14 protein-coding genes and 1 other RNA gene are annotated in these 16,117 nt (G+C 67.7%); 8 read left to right on the top strand and 7 right to left on the bottom strand.

Going from position 1 to position 16,117, the window contains the following annotated elements; genetic code table 11:
• Position 1: 1 nt before the first annotated feature.
• On the bottom strand, positions 2–2,938 hold the full coding sequence (gene uvrA, locus BMX37_RS06490; RefSeq protein ID WP_093664677.1) for an excinuclease ABC subunit UvrA: 2,937 nt from the start codon (positions 2,936–2,938) through the stop codon (positions 2–4).
• A gap of 185 nt (positions 2,939–3,123) precedes the next feature.
• On the opposite strand from uvrA, the gene BMX37_RS18755 reads away from it, so the two are divergent.
• Positions 3,124–3,585, top strand: coding sequence for a hypothetical protein (locus BMX37_RS18755; protein WP_170841838.1), 462 nt, complete (start codon positions 3,124–3,126; stop codon positions 3,583–3,585).
• Between the two features lie 780 nt (positions 3,586–4,365).
• On the opposite strand, the gene BMX37_RS06480 is transcribed toward BMX37_RS18755, so the two are convergent.
• Entirely contained in the window at positions 4,366–4,908 is a 543-nt protein-coding gene (locus tag BMX37_RS06480) for a biliverdin-producing heme oxygenase (protein WP_093664675.1), read from the bottom strand.
• A gap of 226 nt (positions 4,909–5,134) precedes the next feature.
• On the opposite strand from BMX37_RS06480, the gene BMX37_RS06475 reads away from it, so the two are divergent.
• From BMX37_RS06475 to BMX37_RS06465, 3 genes are all read left to right on the top strand, one after another.
• Complete coding sequence (locus tag BMX37_RS06475; RefSeq protein ID WP_170841866.1) at positions 5,135–5,560, top strand: BLUF domain-containing protein; 426 nt, start codon at positions 5,135–5,137, stop codon at positions 5,558–5,560.
• Positions 5,561–5,777: 217 nt separating this feature from the next.
• Positions 5,778–6,032 (top strand): helix-turn-helix transcriptional regulator, encoded by a 255-nt coding sequence (locus BMX37_RS06470; protein ID WP_244501424.1) that lies wholly within the window; start codon positions 5,778–5,780, stop codon positions 6,030–6,032.
• Positions 6,029–6,535, top strand: a complete 507-nt coding sequence (locus BMX37_RS06465) for a hypothetical protein (protein ID WP_093664669.1) — start codon at positions 6,029–6,031, stop codon at positions 6,533–6,535. Before BMX37_RS06470 ends, BMX37_RS06465 begins: the two co-directional genes overlap by 4 nt.
• A gap of 243 nt (positions 6,536–6,778) precedes the next feature.
• On the opposite strand, the gene ssrA is transcribed toward BMX37_RS06465, so the two are convergent.
• Positions 6,779–7,152, bottom strand: a transfer-messenger RNA (tmRNA) gene (gene ssrA / locus BMX37_RS06460).
• 77 nt (positions 7,153–7,229) lie between these two features.
• Between ssrA and BMX37_RS06455 the strand changes: the two genes are divergently transcribed.
• Positions 7,230–7,661, top strand: coding sequence for an RrF2 family transcriptional regulator (locus BMX37_RS06455; protein ID WP_093664667.1), 432 nt, complete (start codon positions 7,230–7,232; stop codon positions 7,659–7,661).
• 56 nt (positions 7,662–7,717) lie between these two features.
• On the opposite strand, the gene mscL is transcribed toward BMX37_RS06455, so the two are convergent.
• Positions 7,718–8,188, bottom strand: coding sequence for a large conductance mechanosensitive channel protein MscL (gene mscL / locus BMX37_RS06450; protein ID WP_093664665.1), 471 nt, complete (start codon positions 8,186–8,188; stop codon positions 7,718–7,720).
• Positions 8,189–8,259: 71 nt separating this feature from the next.
• On the opposite strand from mscL, the gene BMX37_RS06445 reads away from it, so the two are divergent.
• Positions 8,260–8,793, top strand: a complete 534-nt coding sequence (locus BMX37_RS06445) for an NUDIX hydrolase (protein ID WP_093664663.1) — start codon at positions 8,260–8,262, stop codon at positions 8,791–8,793.
• 294 nt (positions 8,794–9,087) lie between these two features.
• Here the strand turns inward: BMX37_RS06445 and BMX37_RS06440 are convergent, their stop codons facing one another.
• Together BMX37_RS06440 and hrpB are read right to left on the bottom strand one after the other, a co-directional pair.
• Positions 9,088–9,369, bottom strand: coding sequence for an ETC complex I subunit (locus tag BMX37_RS06440; RefSeq protein WP_093664661.1), 282 nt, complete (start codon positions 9,367–9,369; stop codon positions 9,088–9,090).
• Positions 9,370–9,433: 64 nt separating this feature from the next.
• Positions 9,434–11,944 carry an ATP-dependent helicase HrpB gene (gene hrpB, locus BMX37_RS06435; RefSeq protein WP_093664659.1) on the bottom strand — a complete coding sequence of 837 codons (2,511 nt, stop codon included), beginning with the start codon at positions 11,942–11,944 and terminating at the stop codon, positions 9,434–9,436.
• A gap of 200 nt (positions 11,945–12,144) precedes the next feature.
• On the opposite strand from hrpB, the gene BMX37_RS06430 reads away from it, so the two are divergent.
• Together BMX37_RS06430 and BMX37_RS06425 are read left to right on the top strand one after the other, a co-directional pair.
• Entirely contained in the window at positions 12,145–12,393 is a 249-nt protein-coding gene (locus tag BMX37_RS06430) for a hypothetical protein (RefSeq protein WP_093664657.1), read from the top strand.
• A gap of 869 nt (positions 12,394–13,262) precedes the next feature.
• Positions 13,263–13,715 carry a YybH family protein gene (locus BMX37_RS06425; RefSeq protein WP_093664655.1) on the top strand — a complete coding sequence of 151 codons (453 nt, stop codon included), beginning with the start codon at positions 13,263–13,265 and terminating at the stop codon, positions 13,713–13,715.
• A 283-nt stretch (positions 13,716–13,998) separates the two neighbouring features.
• Here the strand turns inward: BMX37_RS06425 and BMX37_RS06420 are convergent, their stop codons facing one another.
• Positions 13,999–16,032 (bottom strand): hybrid sensor histidine kinase/response regulator, encoded by a 2,034-nt coding sequence (locus BMX37_RS06420; protein WP_093664653.1) that lies wholly within the window; start codon positions 16,030–16,032, stop codon positions 13,999–14,001.
• Positions 16,033–16,117 lie beyond the last annotated feature (85 nt).

Here is a 16,117-nt window from a genome sequence, read left to right as displayed (position 1 = left end):
TCTACTCCGCCGCCTCCTTTTCCGCACTGGCACCACTCCCCTTCCCCCGCTCCAGCAACGGCGCAAGATACCGCCCCGTGTAGCTCCGCGGCTCCTTGGCCACGTCCTCCGGCGTGCCGACCGCGACGATCTCGCCGCCCTTGACGCCGCCCTCCGGCCCCAGGTCGACGATCCAGTCGGCCGTCTTGATGACGTCGAGATTGTGCTCGATCACGACCACCGTATTCCCCTGCTCGACCAGCGCGTGGAGGACCTCCAGCAGCTTGCGGACGTCCTCGAAGTGGAGGCCCGTGGTCGGCTCATCGAGGATGTAGAGCGTGTTGCCGGTGGCCCGGCGGGCGAGTTCCTTGGCGAGCTTGACGCGCTGTGCCTCGCCGCCGGAGAGGGTCGTCGCCTGTTGCCCGACCTTGACGTAACCCAGGCCGACCTCCGCCAGCATGGCCATCTTGTCGCGGATGGGGGGCACGGCCTTGAAGAACTCGGCGGCGTCGTCGACGTTCATGTCGAGGACGTCGGCGATCGACTTGCCCTTGAACTTCACCTCCAGCGTTTCGCGATTGTAGCGGGCGCCGTGGCAGACGTCGCAGGTGACGTAGACGTCGGGGAGGAAGTGCATCTCTATCTTGAGCACGCCGTCGCCCTGGCACGCCTCGCACCGGCCGCCCTTGACGTTGAAGGAGAAGCGGCCGGGCTTGTAGCCGCGCGCCTGCGCCTCCGGCAGGCCGGCGAACCAGTCGCGGATCTGGGTAAAGGCGCCGGTATAGGTGGCGGGGTTCGAGCGGGGGGTGCGGCCTATCGGGGACTGGTCGATGTCGATGACCTTGTCGAGCTTGTCCAGGCCGGTGATCCTGTCGTGCTTGCCGGCGAGGATGCGGGCGCCGTTCAGGCTGCGGCTGGCGGCGGCGAACAGGGTGTCGATGGTGAAGGACGACTTTCCGCTGCCGGACACGCCGGTGATGCAGGTGAAGGTGCCGAGCCGGATCGACGCGGTGACGCCGCGCAGGTTGTTGGCGGTGGCGTTGTGGACGGTGAGCTTCTTGCCCGCGCCCTTGCGGCGTTTGGCGGGCACGGCGACCTCTCGCGTGCCGTTAAGATAGTCGGCGGTGACGCTGCCCTGTGACGCGAGGAGTTCGGGGAGCGTGCCCTGGGCCACGACGCGGCCGCCATGGACGCCGGCGCCGGGGCCCATGTCGATCACGTAATCGGCGGTGCGGATCGCGTCCTCGTCATGCTCCACCACCAGCACGGTGTTGCCGAGGTCGCGCAGGCGGCGCAGCGTGGCGAGCAGCATGTCGTTGTCGCGCTGGTGCAGGCCGATCGACGGCTCATCGAGGACGTAGAGGACGCCCGACAGGCCGGAGCCGATCTGCGACGCCAGGCGGATGCGCTGGCTCTCGCCGCCGGACAGGGTGCCGGACGTGCGGTCGAGGTTGAGATAGTCGAGGCCGACATTGTTGAGGAAGCCGAGCCGCTCCACGATCTCCTTCAGGATGCGCTCCGCGATGGCGCGCTGCTGATCGCCGAGGTGGTTCGGCAGGTCGGTGAAGAAGGCGAGCGCGTCGACCACCGACAGGCGGGTGGCGTGGCTGATGTCCTGGTGCGCGATCTTGACGGCCAGCGCCTCCGGCTTGAGGCGGGCGCCGCCGCACGTCTCGCACGGGCGGGCGGATTGGTAGCGGGACAGCTCCTCGCGCATGAAGGCGCTTTCGGTCTGGAGCATGCGGCGGTTGAGGTTGCCGATCACGCCCTCGAACGGCTTCTTCACGTCGTAGGACTTCTTGCCGTCGACAAAGGTCAGGGTGACGGGTTTGCCCTTGGTGCCGTGGAGGATGGCGTCCTGCACCTTCGGGTCGAGGTCGGACCAGGGAGCGTCGATGGAAAAGCCCAGCTCGCGCGCGAGGGAACCGAGGACCTGCATGTAATAGGGCGATGGCGGGTTGGACTTCGCCCAGGGGACGACGGCGCCCTTCTTGATGGAGAGGGCGTGGTTGGGGACGACGAGATCCTCGTCGAACAGCAGCTTTTCGCCCAGGCCGTCGCAGGCGGGGCAGGCACCCTGCGGCGCGTTGAAGGAGAACAGGCGCGGCTCGATCTCCGGAATGGTAAAGCCGGAGACGGGGCAGGCGAAGCGTTCGGAAAAGACGATGCGGCCGGGAGGGGCGTGGTCGCCGAGGACGGCGGATTTGGGCGTGTGCGGCTCGACTGGATCGGCTGGGTCGACATAGGCGAGGCCGTCGGCGAGCTTCAGCGCGGCCTCGAAGCTTTCCGCCAGGCGGGTGGCGATGGAGTTGTCGCCGTCACCCGGACGCACGACGAGGCGGTCCACGACGACCTCGATGTCGTGCTTGTACTTCTTGTCGAGGGCGGGCGCCTCGTCGATCTCATGGATTTCCCCGTCGATGCGGACGCGGGTGAAGCCGGCCTTTTGCCACTCGGCCAGTTCCTTGCGGTATTCGCCCTTGCGGCCGCGCACCACGGGGGCGAGCAGGTACAGGCGCGTCCCCTCCGGCAGGGCCATGACGCGGTCGACCATCTGGCTGACCTGCTGCGCGGCGATCGGTTCCCCCGTGGCGGGCGAATAGGGGATGCCGACGCGCGCCCAGAGCAGGCGCATGTAATCGTAGATCTCCGTCACGGTGGCGACGGTGGAGCGCGGGTTGCGGCTGGTCGTCTTCTGCTCGATCGAGATGGCGGGCGACAGGCCCTCGATATGGTCGACGTCCGGCTTCTGCATCAGCTCCAGAAACTGGCGCGCATAGGCGGAGAGCGACTCGACGTAGCGGCGCTGCCCCTCGGCATAGATGGTGTCGAAGGCGAGGGACGACTTGCCGCTGCCGCTGAGGCCGGTGATCACCGTCAGCGTGTCGCGGGGGATGTCGATGTCGACGTCCTTGAGGTTGTGCTCCCGCGCGCCGCGGACGCTTATGGTTGTCAGCATACGGAACACCTAAGCTGAGAAATCTGAGTCAGGGACATGGGGTAAGTTCTACTTCCGTTCCGAGCGGGATACCAGATGGCAGGAGGTAGGAATGCAGGCGGGAAGTTGCCAGCGTGCCGATGGCTGCCCTTGCGCGTGAGCCCCAGTGTCTTACATTGCTGACACACAATCGGCGGAGGCGGGCGATGGGCAAGAATAACAAGAAGGCCAAGGCACAGGCGAAGGCGCAGGCGGCGTCAGGGGCGGCCGGTCAGGAGACGAAGCTGCCCAAGGACATATTGGGCATCCGCATCCCGAAAGACCTGCGCGAGATCGGCGGCGCGTTGCTGGACAAGGCCAACAGCCCGCAAGGCCGCGAGATGCTGGCGGCGGGGCTGACCATGGCGGCGGCAGCGGCGAGCGCGGCAGTCGCGAACGGCAAGGCGAAGCGAGAGGCGGCGGGTGCGGCCGGTGCGACGCCAGCCGGTGCGCCCAAGCCTGCGTCGCCGCCCGCTCCGCCCGCTCCCCCGGCACCCCCATCGCCACCCTCCCCACCTGCGCCGCCGCAGGGCACCCACACGCAGCCCGATCCGCAGGCGATCGCTGAGGCGGTCGGCAAGGCGGCGGAGGCAATGCTGGGTCGCCTGTTCGGGGCGAAGAAGGCGTAGGGGGTCGCGCGCGGGCGTGGCGTGCGCAGACTGAGCATCACATGGGCGCCTCGGACGAGGTGACCACGATGCGACGGGATGCCGGCCCCAACGTCCGACGCTTCCCGCGCTGGTTGCGGCGGATGCGCCGATGTGCCGGGCCAAGCGCCACGCACCGAGCATTTGCGCAGAGGGCGGTGCATAAGTGGCCACCACACCGACGCCATAGGGCGCCGCCTGCGCTACCGTCGGCGTATGGCGACGAGGCGCGCGCGATCTGGTCTGTGCTTCGGCGCGTGCCTGAACGGTGCCGGGCAGAACACTCGCGGGAAGCGATGATACGAGCGAGCCATGCTGGCGCTCCGGTGGGCGGCGGGTTTGCAGGTTCGGGTGAGTTGGCCTTGAGGACGCGGACCGTGGTATGAACCGGCCTCTTCATCCATGACCGCCCGGTTCGTCCCGACGATGGGAGACGGCTGGCCGACCTGTTCCACCACGTGACGCCGGAGGACCTGCGCTTCCGTTTTCTTAGCGAAATGCGAGAGGTTGGGCACGACCGGCCCGCCGCGATGAGGCCGGATCGATTACCGCCGCACGATCAGCTTCCTCGTCTTTGCCGATGCGGTGCCGGTCGCGACCGCGATGCTGGCCTGCGATCCCAATCGGTCGCGCGGCGACGCGACTTTGGGGGCTGGCATCAGCTGGAGCATGGTCCGGCATGTCCTGCGCCACGCCAAGCCGGAAGGAATCGCGATGATCGAGGCGGTGGCATGTCTGTCGGCACGCCCATGCGCGGCTAGGTCAGGTGATTGCCGGTTCCGTTTCGTCCAAGCGCGTTCGGCGGGCGTCGAGGAACAGCGCGAAGGCCGCCTCCGCACCCGCGACCGCGTCGTCCAGCCACTGCGCGCCGCCTGCCTCCGCCCGTGCATCGATAGCCGCGAGGAGCGCGCGCCAGCCGCCCTGTTCGTGCCGCGCGGCCATGTAAGCGTGCGGCAATCCCGGTCCGACCGACCGGGCGAGCATGGCGTTGCCCAGCCGCGACCCTTCCAGCACATAGAGCGCGCCCCACGCCTGCGCCGCGTTCGCCAGGGAAAAGGGCAACGGTGCGGGGAGCGCCACGTCCAGTCCGTCGAGATCGGCGGCGAGCATCGGCATCCGTGCGCGCCATGCCGGCAGTTCGGGCCAGTGGCCAAGCGCCGCCTCCGCGGCCGCGACCGCACGGGCGTGGACCGTCAACAGCTGTGCGTAGGCGCCGCGATCGCCGAGGTCGTGTGCGCCGAATGCCGTGTCGACGGCATCATGGCAGGCCCGGGTGCGGTCGCGAAGATCGTGGGTGGGAGTCATGCGAGCGCCTTTACCGCGTTGCCGCGTGCAGGTCGAAACGGGCAAAAGGCGCGCGGCGGGGGCGGATAGCGGCGAAGGACATCGGCTCCAATACCCCGCATGCGGTATGGGGGCGAGCAGACCCGTGTTTCCGCACAACCTCGATCAATTTTGTAAATAAATTCGGCTAGCCGCGGCCACATTATTCTTTTCGTACGACGCATGTGGGTACAAGAGGCGCGGCGTGTTGACGCAGATCGTCTATCAGAGTCGTGCCGCGCAACCTTTGACACGACGGGGCTATGACGAGCTTCTGCGCGAGTGTCGAAGGCGCAACGCAGGCGACGGCATAACGGGGCTGCTGGTCTCGGACGGTTTGACGTTCCTGCAAGCCTTTGAAGGCCCGACCGACGCCGCCACTGCCTGCCTGGCGCGAATCGCCAGTGATCGCCGCCACCATTCGATTGTCATGATCCGGAAGGTGGATGTTCCGGCACGCGAATTCGGGACCTTTGCGATGCTGGGCCTGCTGCCCGGTCTGGCGGAAGCCTCCTCGTTCGTCGACCGAACCAAGGAGGCGGTGGAGGACGTGTACTCGCCGTCGCTCCAGGCGCTGTTCATCGGCTATGCCACGCTGGGACGCAGCAAGATGCCGCAGTTGCGGTCCTTGTGACGCAGGACATGTTCCGGCGCTGAACCCGACAGCGAGGCGGCGTCTCGGTGACCCTTCTCGGCCTCGTCGTACCTCCTCGCTGCGACGCCCTCTCGCCGAGGGCGGCTGTTAGAAATGAACGCTGTTGTCGTGCGGGCGGCCACGTCGCACGTCAGGCGGGAGGTTGACCAGCGACGCATTCTGTTGTGTATTCGCAACGAATCCTGTGGATTCGGGGGTGTTCGTCAGGGCCATGCACAACAGGATCGCCGTGTTCCGCGCCGAATATCGCTTGTCTCGGCGGCAACTCGCGGAGGCGGTGGACGTCAACCCGCAGACGATCGGCTATCTGGAGCGCGGCGATTACAAGCCGAGCCTGGAATTGGCGCTGAAGGTCGCGGCGGTGTTCGGCGTGCCCGTCGAGCTGATCTTTTCGCTCACCCCGTTCGAGGCGATTGGCACCAGTTTGCGGCGAACAGGAGTGGAGCAATGAGCGACCGGCAGCAGCGTTTCCTGGCGTGGCTCGACGGGCTGGTGATGTGGACGGGGGTGCCCGCCATGGCCGCGGGCACGCCGCGCAGGCGGCATTTGCGCTGGCCGCCGTTGCTGGCGCTGATGGCCGCGAGTGCGGGGCTGATCTGGTGCCTGGTGCGGCCGGATCGGAGTTACTGGGTCGGCTATGCGCTGATCATGCTCGGCTTCTTCATCGCGAACCTGATGCCGATCTGGGGACCGCTGCGTCGGTTCAACGAGCGGGCGGACGAGTTCGAGCGCCAGCAGCGGCGCGAATCCCTGCTGGTCGCACTGGCGGCGGTGGCGGCGGCGGCGTTCGCGGGCATCTGGCTAACGGTGTCGATGCTGGCGCTGGAGCTTTGGTCGGCGCGTGTCGCGCAACAGGAGCTGACCGCCCTCACCTTTTACATGATGACGTTGTTCAGTGCGGTGCCGACGCTGCACGCGAGTTGGCGGACGCGGCCGTTGGGCAGCGAGGAGTAGCGGGTCGATCGTCGGGGTGTGTGCGGGAAACGGCGCGGGCCGTGGCCGCAAAGAGCCTGCCTCGCTTCGCCGGTCCTTCCGACGGGAACAAAGCCGTGGACTGCGCCTTGCTGCCGATCGCTTGCGGGTCATGGAGGTGGGACGCGGCTCGCTGGGCGAGAGGCCGAGCGCGACAGCTGGCGGGGATGGACCCGATGAAAGGGTCCGGGGGAATTCTGTTGCCCGGCTCCCCCGGAGGCCGCTGGTTTCCCCTTCTGTTGCCCGGTGGGGTCCGAACCGCGCTATCTTGGAGTAACCTTAGGCCGTGAGGCCCTCAGTTACGCCGCAATCGCGAGTGCTTCGTTATCGTTGGCACTTGTGTAATGGGCCGTTGCGGTGGTCCCATTCCGAGCGAAAACAGCGCTTTTCAACACACGTCGATCCTGGTTCGGCCCCGTCATTCGACCTAAGGCCCGGTGCCACGCGTGAACCGTGGCGCCGAGCGCCTCAGCTCGGGTGGTGGAGCCGCCGGGTACTGCCCCCGGGTCCGCTGCGCCTATTGTACGCCGCAGTTTATCGCCATAGCCGGTGAAACCGACCCGGCCGATATAGGCGCAGGCCCGCGGCATGGGAAGCCCGGGGGCGCATGCTTTTTCAAACGTTGCGGGCGTCCGCGCCTTTCCCCCGCCACAAAGCGCGGCCATATCGGGCCGACATGCTGACCCAACGTTCCCGTTACGCGCTGCGCGCGATGCTGTTCCTGTCCGACGTCCAGCCGGGCCATGCACCGGTGCCGATGACGCGCATCGCGGCGGAGGCGAACGTGCCGCGCAAGTTCCTGGAGCTGATCTTGGCCGACCTGCGCGAGGCGGGCCTGTTGCTCAGCCAGCGCGGCAAGATGGGCGGGTACACGCTGGCGCGGTTGTCGCACCTGATCTCGCTCGGCGATATCATCCGGGTGATCGAGGGGCCGCTGGCGCTGGTGCCGTGCGTCAGCCGCACCGCCTATCGCCGCTGCACCGACTGCAAGAGCGAGGCGGATTGCGCGATCCGCCACGCGATGATGCGGGTGCGCGACGAGACGGCGCGCATCCTGGACGGGACCAGCCTGGCCGATGCGACGGCGGCAGATCTGGCGGTCGCCTGACGCGGGATGGCGTCAGGGCCGCGGCCGGCTGACCCGGCCGGACCGGGTCGTGGACTTCAGGCGTTCGGCCGCTTCTTCAGCTCATCGAGGATCTGGCGGAGCAGGCCGATCTCGACCGGCTCCGGCGGCGGCGGGACGGCTTGTTCCTGTTCGTGGCGCAGGCGGGCGGCCTCTCGCTCGAACAGGGCGGACGCGCGGTTGATCGTGCGGACCAGCATGAAGATGATGAAGGCGACGATGACGAAGTTCACCGCCTGGGTGATGAACGCGCCATAGCCGAGCAGCGGCACGCCCGCCTTTTTCAGCGCCTCGTAATCGGTGGAGTTGGCGAGGTTCGCCGGCACCGGCCCCAGCTTGATGAAGTAGCTGGAGAAATCCAGCCCGCCGAACAGCTTGCCGATGACCGGCATCAGCACATCCTCGGTCAGCGAGGTCACGATCTTTCCGAACGCGGCGCCGATGATGACCGCGACGGCCAGGTCCAGCACGTTGCCGCGTGCGATGAACGCCCTGAACTCCTTGAACATGCCGGCTCCCCATTGGTTTAGGGGCCAATGTCCCGCAACGCCGACGCGCGTGCAAGCCCTACGGAGCATCCATGACCGACACCGCCGCCGCCCCCGCACCCGCGCCCGAGACGGTGTGGGAGGGCAAGTACCTGACCGCGATCAAGGCGGGGCATTGGGAATATGCCGAGCGCAAGGGGCGGATCGGCGCGGCGGTGATCGTGGCGGTGAACGATGCGGGCGAGCTGATCCTGGTGGAGCAGGCGCGCATCCCGGTCGGGCGCCGATGCCTGGAACTGCCCGCCGGGCTGGTCGGGGACGAGAGCGCGGACGAGACGCTGGAGCAGGCGGCGATCCGGGAGCTGGAGGAGGAAACCGGCTATCGCGCGGAGCGGATCGAGGTGCTGGGCGAGTACTATTCGTCGCCGGGGATGACGTCGGAGGCGTTCACCATGGTGCGGGCGACCGGCCTGACGCGGACCGGCGATGGCGGCGGCGAGGAGGGCGAGGACATCGTGGTCCACCGCGTGCCGGTTGCCGACGTGGAACGCTTCGTCGCGGAAAAGCGTGCGGCGGGGTTGGGCATCGATGCGAAGCTGCTGGCGCTGTTGGGGCCGAAGCTTTGATGGCGTGAGGGTTTGGATAGGCGCGTGAGGCTGCGTCGGCTGCGGGCGTGAGGGTCGCGGACGCGGCCTGTTAGGGAGCAATGACCCCAGCGTTTGCCGGTGCGCCACCGGCTTGCAACGCCATCGATCCGACGGGAGCCATCGTGGCATTCATACGATCAGCGGAAGTTGCGGCGCGTACCGAAGCGCGAGATTCCCGCCTTCGACGGAATCTCGCACCGACTTGGGACAGCGCGGTCACCGGTGCGGCAGTGGCGGCCGAAGCGGATGGGCGCCTTCGTGGCGCCCATGCCGTCAGCGGAAGTTGTCGGCGTAGCTTTGCAGCTTGAGCGTCTTTTCGGGCGCGGGGATCACGGTGTAGGTCCAGCCCTGTTTCTCGCAATAATCGATCGCCGCCTGCGAGGTCGGGAAGCCCAGGCGGACCTGGTCGCGCGTGTCGCCGCTGCCGGCCCAGCCGGTCAGGGGATCGGGCTTCTTCGCCTCGGCGGGCTCGAACTCGAGCTGCCAGCGGTCGGTCCGGTAGCGGCCGGACTGCATGGCGTTCTTGGGACGCTGGAAAATGCGGGCGGTAGGCATGATGCGGTTCCTTAGCGCGTGTGCGGCGTGGGCGGAAGCGGGTCTATGCCAAGACAGACACCTATCACCGGCGGGCGGCGGCGCGGGCGTCGGCGTTCTTGGTGCGCAGCGTCGCGGCGGCGGCGGCGGGATCGTCCGGCCAGGGGTGGCGCGGATAGCGGCCGCGCATCTCCTTCGCGACGGCGCTCCAGCTGCCCGCCCAGAAGCCGGGCAGGTCGCGGGTGGTCTGGATCGGGCGGCCGGCGGGGCTGGTCAGGCTGAGCACCAGCGGCACGCGGTCGGTGCCGATCACGGGATGCTCGGACAGGCCGAACAGCGCCTGGACACGCAATTCGACCCTCGGGCCGCCCTCCGCCGCATAGTCGATCGCGTGGGTGCTGCCGGCGGGGCTGGTGAAGTCGGCCGGTGCGAGGCGGTCGATCTGGCGCTGCGCGTCCCAGCCGAGCAGGTTGCGCAAGGCGTCGGTGAGCGCGGGCGCTGGGATCGCGTCGAGGCGGCGGCGGCCGGTGAGCAGCGCCGGCAGCCACTCGTCGAGCCGGTCGAGCAACGCCGCATCGTCGAGCGGCACACCGGCGAAGGCGGCACGCGCGCGCAGGGCCTGGGCAGTGTCGCTCCACGGCAGCAGGGCCAGCCCCCCTTCCCGCACGCCGGCCATCAGCGCGGCGGCAATCTCCGCCGGGTCGGCCGAGGAGTCCGGGCCGCTGCTCAGCCGGATCGCGCCGAGGCGGCGTTCGCGCAGGGCGGAGACGCCACCGGTGGCGGGGTCGAAGCGGACGGTGCGGCGTAGCTCCAGCCGGTCGGCGAACAGGGCCTCCACCGCGTCCATGTCGATGGCGGCGGCGGACAGGATGCGGGCGCCCGCCGCCGCACCGGCGGTGTCCGCCACCGCGAGCCACTCCGCGCGGGCGAGCGACGAGGTGCCGTCGAGACGGAACCCGCGCCCGCCCGTCGACGCCCAGCTTTCGCCCGAGGCGTCGCGCCGCTTCGCCACGCGATCGGGAAAGGCGAGCGCGATGCTGGCCGCGACCCCGTCGCCAGCCCAGCCCGGCGGATCGGCGGGCCGGGTGCCGGCGAGCCGGGCCCAGCGGGTGGCGAGGCCCCGCGCCGACTCCGCCTTACGCCCGCGCTCCGTCCGCCAGCGGCGCAGGCGCAGGTCGAGATCGGTGTCGTTGCCGCCGAGGCCACGTTCGGACAGCAGCACCGCCACCTCCGCCGCGATCGCCCCCAGCCCGATCTCCCCCGCGCGGACCAGCATGTGCGCAAGGCGCGGCGGCAGCGGCAGGCGGGCGATCGCGCGCCCGTGGCCGGTGGGACGACCATCCGCGTCGAGCGCGCCGAACGCGGACAGGCGCGCCCGCGCCTCCGCAACCGCAGCCTCTGGCGGGGGGTCGAGCCAGGCGAGCCGGCGCGGGTCGGCCACGCCCCAGATCGCGGTGTCGAGGACCAGCGCCGACAGGTCCGCCTCCAGTATCTCGGGCGGGTCGAAGCGCGGCAGGCCGGCGGTCGCCGCCCCCTCCCACAAGCGAAAGGCGACGCCCGGCCCCTGCCGCGCGGCGCGGCCGGCGCGCTGGGTCACCGCGGCCTGGCTGGCGCGCTCCGTCACCAGCCGGGTCATGCCGGCGGCCCGGTCGTAGCGCGGGCGGCGCGCCAGGCCGGGGTCGACCACGATCCGGATGCCGTCCAGCGTCAGGCTGGTTTCCGCGATGGAGGTGGCCAGCACCAGTTTGCGCCGGCCGTCCGGATCGGGCCCGATCGCGGCACGCTGCGCCTGCGGGTCGAGCGTGCCGTGCAGGCGGTGGAGGACGACGTCGCCGGGCAGGCGGTCGAGGCGCTCGGCCGTCCGCTCGATCTCCGCGACGCCGGGCAGGAAGGCGAGCACCCCTCCCTTCTCCTCCGAAAGCGCGCGGCGGATCGCGGCGGCGACGCTGTCCTCCAGCCGGGATTCCGCCGCGCGGCCGATGTGGCGGATGTCGAGCGGGAAGCTGCGCCCCTCGCTCTCGATCACCGGTGCCCCCGTGTCGCCAAGTCCTAGCAGGCCCGAAAAACGTGCGCCGTCCAGCGTCGCGGACATGGCGAGCAGGCGCAGGTCGGGGCGGAGCGCGCCCTGTGCGTCGAGGGCGAGGGCCAGGCCGAAATCGCTGTCCAGGCTGCGTTCGTGAACCTCGTCGAACAGCACCGCCGACACGCCGGCCAGTTCGAGATCGGCCTGGATGCGGGCGACGAAGATCCCCTCCGTCACCACGGTCACGCGGGTCTGGGCGGAGCGTTTGGTGTCGAGGCGGGTGGCATAGCCATAGGTGCGGCCAACGGGCTCACCCCGCCCCTCATCGGCAAGCGCCGCCATCCGCTCCGCCGCCGCGCGCGCGGCGAGACGCCGGGGGGAGAGCAGCAGCACCTCGCCCGTGCACCATGGCTCCGCCAGCAGGGCCGGCGCGACGGCGGTGGTCTTGCCCGCGCCCGGCGGCGCGACCAGCACCGCATTCGATCCGCTGCGCAAGGCGGCGAGCAGGTCGGGCAGGACCTGAAGCACGGGTAGCGCCGGGACCGATGGCGAAGGAGCGGCGTCGACCGGCATGACCCGCCCCTGCCATAGCGGCCGGGTTGCGAACAGGGGTGATTGGCGTGGGGTGCAGAGGTGGGGGCAGCGGTTCGGGCGGATGGCAGGTTAGGCGAGGGAGGCGCCTTAGCTGTCTCTTTACGCCCACAATCAGATGTCCAGGCCGAGTGCGCGTAAATCGATGGCAGCCACATTCAAGCCAAGCTAGGTTCGAGTTTATGGCTGAAACAGGAACTTCTCTTGCCGAGCTTTCAGCCTTTCTGGTGGGGCTGCAGGAGCATCGCATTCACTACCAGCTTGCAAGCGTGCGCGAGGGAGCTGTGATGGTGCAGGTCGCCGTGCCGGGTGAACGGTGGGAGGTTGAGTTCTTCCCGGACAGAGGTCCCGACGTCGAGATTTTTCGTAGCAACGGTGATATTCTGGGGTCTGAGCAGCTGACCCGCCTTGTCGCCGATTTTGGCGAATAGTGCCCAAGTTGCGAGCATGAGCGGTCTCGTACACAACGCCCTCATGCTGACATTCTTACTCCTGAGTCTGACTGTCCTCAGCCGTATGCAGGAGCCGGTGGTAGCTCGAAGCTCAGTGAAGTCGTTGCAATGCCAGGCTGCGGTTGAGCTTATTCAAGATGCCGTGTTGCCAAACGATCGAAAGATCGAAGCCCGCGACATCGTCTTTCGACAAGACGTTCGTGTTGCTAGTGGTACTCAAGGAGGATCGCTAACGGATCGCTTCAAAGACAATCCGCCTGGCCCTCCCTCAAGCCTGCTCTTGAGATTAGAGGCGCAAGGCGACGTCGATGCAGTCGAACGATGTCCGGAAGTTCGGGTTCTTCTGCATCAGAAGGGAGTTCGCTTTGACCAGCGTTCGGTTGAACGGGGCTCCCGCTTGAAGCGGAACCTTGCATCACGCGCGATCATATACGGTGCATCCTTACCGGTACTGAGTGACGACGGAAGGCAAGCCTTGTTTACGCAGAACATGTTTTGCGGTGCTCGTTGCGGCAGCGGCGAACTGATACATGCCGAGCGGTCGGCCACACGGAAGTGGGTCGTTGTTAGTCGATATTTGCTGTGGGTAAGATGAATTAGTGTCAGCAAACGGCAGCTAACCAACGCCCGGCTCCGAAAGCAGCTGGGCCACTCACCCACATTCCGACATTGCCATACTGGCGCCATTTATTCGGTGGATGGCCGCAGCAAGAGGGAGAGGGCTGTGCCGGTTGCAGGAAATACCCGTTATCGGACCGCTGCATACGTCCGCTTGCGCCCCCTAGCGGACGTTGCGAAATCGCCCTGACATCTGCATTCTTTCCGCTGGCTCAGCCAAGGTGACGTGCATGCGAAAGCTAATGTTTGCGGCCCTTCTACCGGTCACCATTGCAAGCGTAGCGCAGGCCCAAAGCGGCCCCGCTGAGGTGCGCAGAGCCATTGCCGGCATGAACGTCGCGGCTTCCAGACTCGACGCGGATGCGTTCATGACATCGTATTGGAACTCTCCATCGCTCGTCATCACGTTCGACGGCGAGGTGACACGAGGATGGCAAAACATCCTGGCCGCACAGCGGGGCTGGTGGAGTGATAAGAGAAGCGGAATACGTTTCACGGAGGCGCGTGAGCCCGAGGTTGTGTCGCAAGGCCGCGACATCATCACAACGATCCAGTGGATGAACGTTGCAGATCCGAAATCAGCCTCGCCTTCAAAACTGGTCATCACTTCGGTGTGGCGGAAGCGAGCAGAAGGTTGGCGGATCGTCCTTGCTCATGAGTCTTTGGTACCGCCATCGCCATAGCGCCGGACGTCCGCTTTCCACCCAATCCTGACATGTTGCGCTAGCGCGAGTCTGAGCGAACACCGATGGCGCCACGTATGTTCGCAGGTTCGCAACACAGGGTGAGAAAGTTGTTCGCCCGTTTTGCCCAACGTCGTTGCAGGATTTCAGGGCTGTTCTGCGGAACGACGTGTACGGGCCGACGAGCTTGGAGGCGCCAAGTCTACCGATCGTGGCCCGCTGCCACGGCGACGGATCGGCAAGGGTGACGGCGTAGCGCAATGCGTGACAGAGCGGCGGCGGTTCAGTCGGTCGGCGGGGTCGCGAGGACTGCGGCCTCTCCCGTCACCCGTCGCAGGGCGGTGGCGAGTTGTTGGGCGGAGTATGGCTTGTGCAGCAGGTCGAAGCCGTGGCCGCCCTCCTGCGCCAGGATGTCGCTGTAGCCGCTGGTCAGAAGAACCGGCAGGTCGGGGAAGCGGTCGCGCAGCACGGTTGCCAGCTCGATCCCGCCCATGCCGGGCATGACCACGTCGGAGAAGACGACGCTGAACGCCTGCTGCGCGCGGTCCAGTTCCTTCAGCGCTTCCTCGGCATTGTGCGCCCACACGGTCTGGTAGCCGAGATCGGCCAGCACGTCGGTGCAGAACCGCCCGACGCCCAGATTGTCCTCCACCACCAGCACGCGCTGTCCGTCGGCATGCGTGGCGAGTGCCGTGCCGGTGTCGGCGGCGGCGGTTTCGCGATCGGCGTCGACCTGGGGCAGGTACAGGGTGAAGGTGGTGCCCCGCCCGGGCACGCTGGACACCTCCACGTCGCCGCCGGACTGCTTCACGAAGCCTAGGACCTGGCTGAGCCCCAGCCCCGTGCCCTTGCCCACCTCCTTGGTGGTGAAGAAGGGTTCGAAGATGCGCTCCACCTGCTCCGCCTCGATGCCGGTGCCGGTGTCCGCGACGGAGATCGCGGCAAAGGCGGCATGCGAGCCCGAATGGCCGCGGATCGGCGGCATCACGCTGTCGCAGCGGACGCTGAGCGACAGCGTCCCCTCCCCCGCCATGGCGTCGCGCGCGTTGACCGCCAGGTTGACCAGCGCGGTTTCGAACTGGTTGAGGTCGACCAGGACGTAGCAGGGATCAGGCGGCAGGTCGGTGACGACGCCGATGCGGCCGCCGGTCACGGTGTCGAGCATGTCGGCAACCCCGCGCAGCCGGGCGCCGACGTCGCAGACCTGCGGCTTCAGCGTCTGGCGGCGGGCAAAGGCGAGCAGCTGGTTGGTCAGCTTCGTCGCGCGTTCGGCGGTGGAGGCGATCGCCTCTACATACCGGTCGCGCTTTTCCTGCGTCAGGCCGGGGCGGCGGAGCAGGTCGACCGAGCCGCGGATCACGGTCAGCAGGTTGTTGAAGTCGTGCGCGACGCCGCCCGTCAGCTGGCCGATCGCCTCCATCTTCTGCGCGTGGCGCAGCGCCTCCTCCGCCTGCGCCAGCGCCTCCGCCTGGGTGCGTTCGGCGGTGACGTTACGCCCGAAGGCGTAGATGACCTGACCCGCGCGCGCCGCGACCCAGGATATCCAGCACAGCGTGCCGTCCTTGTGCACGTAGCGGTTGACCATGCGCGGCGAGCCACCCATCGCCGCCAGCTGGTAGGCGGCGATCGTGTCGGCATGATCCTCCGCCACGACGAATTCGTTGACGTGGTGGCCGACAAGCTCGTCCGGATCATAGCCGAGGGTCGTGACCCAGGCCGGGTTGACGCGCCGGAACACGCCGTCGAAATCGATCACCAGCAACAGGTCTGGGGACGTGTCCCACAGCCGGTCCAGTTCCGTGGTGCGATCCTGCACCTGCTGTTCCAGCGTGTCGTTCAGGCCGACAAGCTGGGCCTCCGCCCGCTTCCGCTCCGTCACATCGTTGAAGAAGATCGCGATCCGGCGTTCGCGGGGGTCGCCGATGCGGATCGCGCGCACGTCGAACCAGCGTTCGAAGGTGTTCGCGTAGTTCTCGAAATTCGCGGGTTCGCCGGTCTTTGCAACATGGCCATAGGTTTCGAACCAGAAGCGTTCGAGGTCGGGGGCGTATTCGGTGACCCATTTGCCGACCAGATCGGCGCCGGACTGACGCTCGAACGCGGGATTGGCCTCAAGGAAGCGATAGTCGACGGGCGTGTCGTTGGCATCGAACTTCACCTCCACGATGGCGAAGGCGGTATCCACCGCGTCCAAAATGGTGCGCAGCCGCCCCTCGGTCGCGCGAAGCCGCCTGATCTCGACCCGCGATTCCTCGCGGGTCAGGTCCTCTCCCTTGCCGATCACCATTCCGCCCTTTGCCGCAATCCGGTTCGTCATAGACGAGAAAATCCGCCTGAAAAGCGGGCGTTGGCACGACGGGGCGTTTCGGATCGGGCAAGTTGCCGGTCGCGCGCGGCTAGTG

This window comes from Sphingomonas gellani (genome assembly GCF_900110035.1).
Taxonomy (GTDB): Bacteria; Pseudomonadota; Alphaproteobacteria; order Sphingomonadales; family Sphingomonadaceae; genus Sphingomonas; species Sphingomonas gellani.
This window is presented reverse-complemented; position numbering and strand designations above follow the sequence as displayed.

Excerpts from the sequence above, each read along its gene's own strand:
- uvrA (WP_093664677.1), bottom strand. The coding sequence starts at position 2,938 with ATGCTGACAACCATAAGCGTCCGCGGCGCGCGGGAGCACAACCTCAAG.
- BMX37_RS18755 (WP_170841838.1), top strand. The coding sequence starts at position 3,124 with ATGGGCAAGAATAACAAGAAGGCCAAGGCACAGGCGAAGGCGCAGGCG.
- BMX37_RS06480 (WP_093664675.1), bottom strand. The coding sequence starts at position 4,908 with ATGACTCCCACCCACGATCTTCGCGACCGCACCCGGGCCTGCCATGAT.
- BMX37_RS06465 (WP_093664669.1), top strand. The coding sequence starts at position 6,029 with ATGAGCGACCGGCAGCAGCGTTTCCTGGCGTGGCTCGACGGGCTGGTG.
- BMX37_RS06455 (WP_093664667.1), top strand. The coding sequence starts at position 7,230 with ATGCTGACCCAACGTTCCCGTTACGCGCTGCGCGCGATGCTGTTCCTG.
- mscL (WP_093664665.1), bottom strand. The coding sequence starts at position 8,188 with ATGTTCAAGGAGTTCAGGGCGTTCATCGCACGCGGCAACGTGCTGGAC.
- BMX37_RS06445 (WP_093664663.1), top strand. The coding sequence starts at position 8,260 with ATGACCGACACCGCCGCCGCCCCCGCACCCGCGCCCGAGACGGTGTGG.
- BMX37_RS06440 (WP_093664661.1), bottom strand. The coding sequence starts at position 9,369 with ATGCCTACCGCCCGCATTTTCCAGCGTCCCAAGAACGCCATGCAGTCC.
- hrpB (WP_093664659.1), bottom strand. The coding sequence starts at position 11,944 with ATGCCGGTCGACGCCGCTCCTTCGCCATCGGTCCCGGCGCTACCCGTG.
- BMX37_RS06430 (WP_093664657.1), top strand. The coding sequence starts at position 12,145 with ATGGCTGAAACAGGAACTTCTCTTGCCGAGCTTTCAGCCTTTCTGGTG.
- BMX37_RS06425 (WP_093664655.1), top strand. The coding sequence starts at position 13,263 with ATGCGAAAGCTAATGTTTGCGGCCCTTCTACCGGTCACCATTGCAAGC.
- BMX37_RS06420 (WP_093664653.1), bottom strand. The coding sequence starts at position 16,032 with ATGACGAACCGGATTGCGGCAAAGGGCGGAATGGTGATCGGCAAGGGA.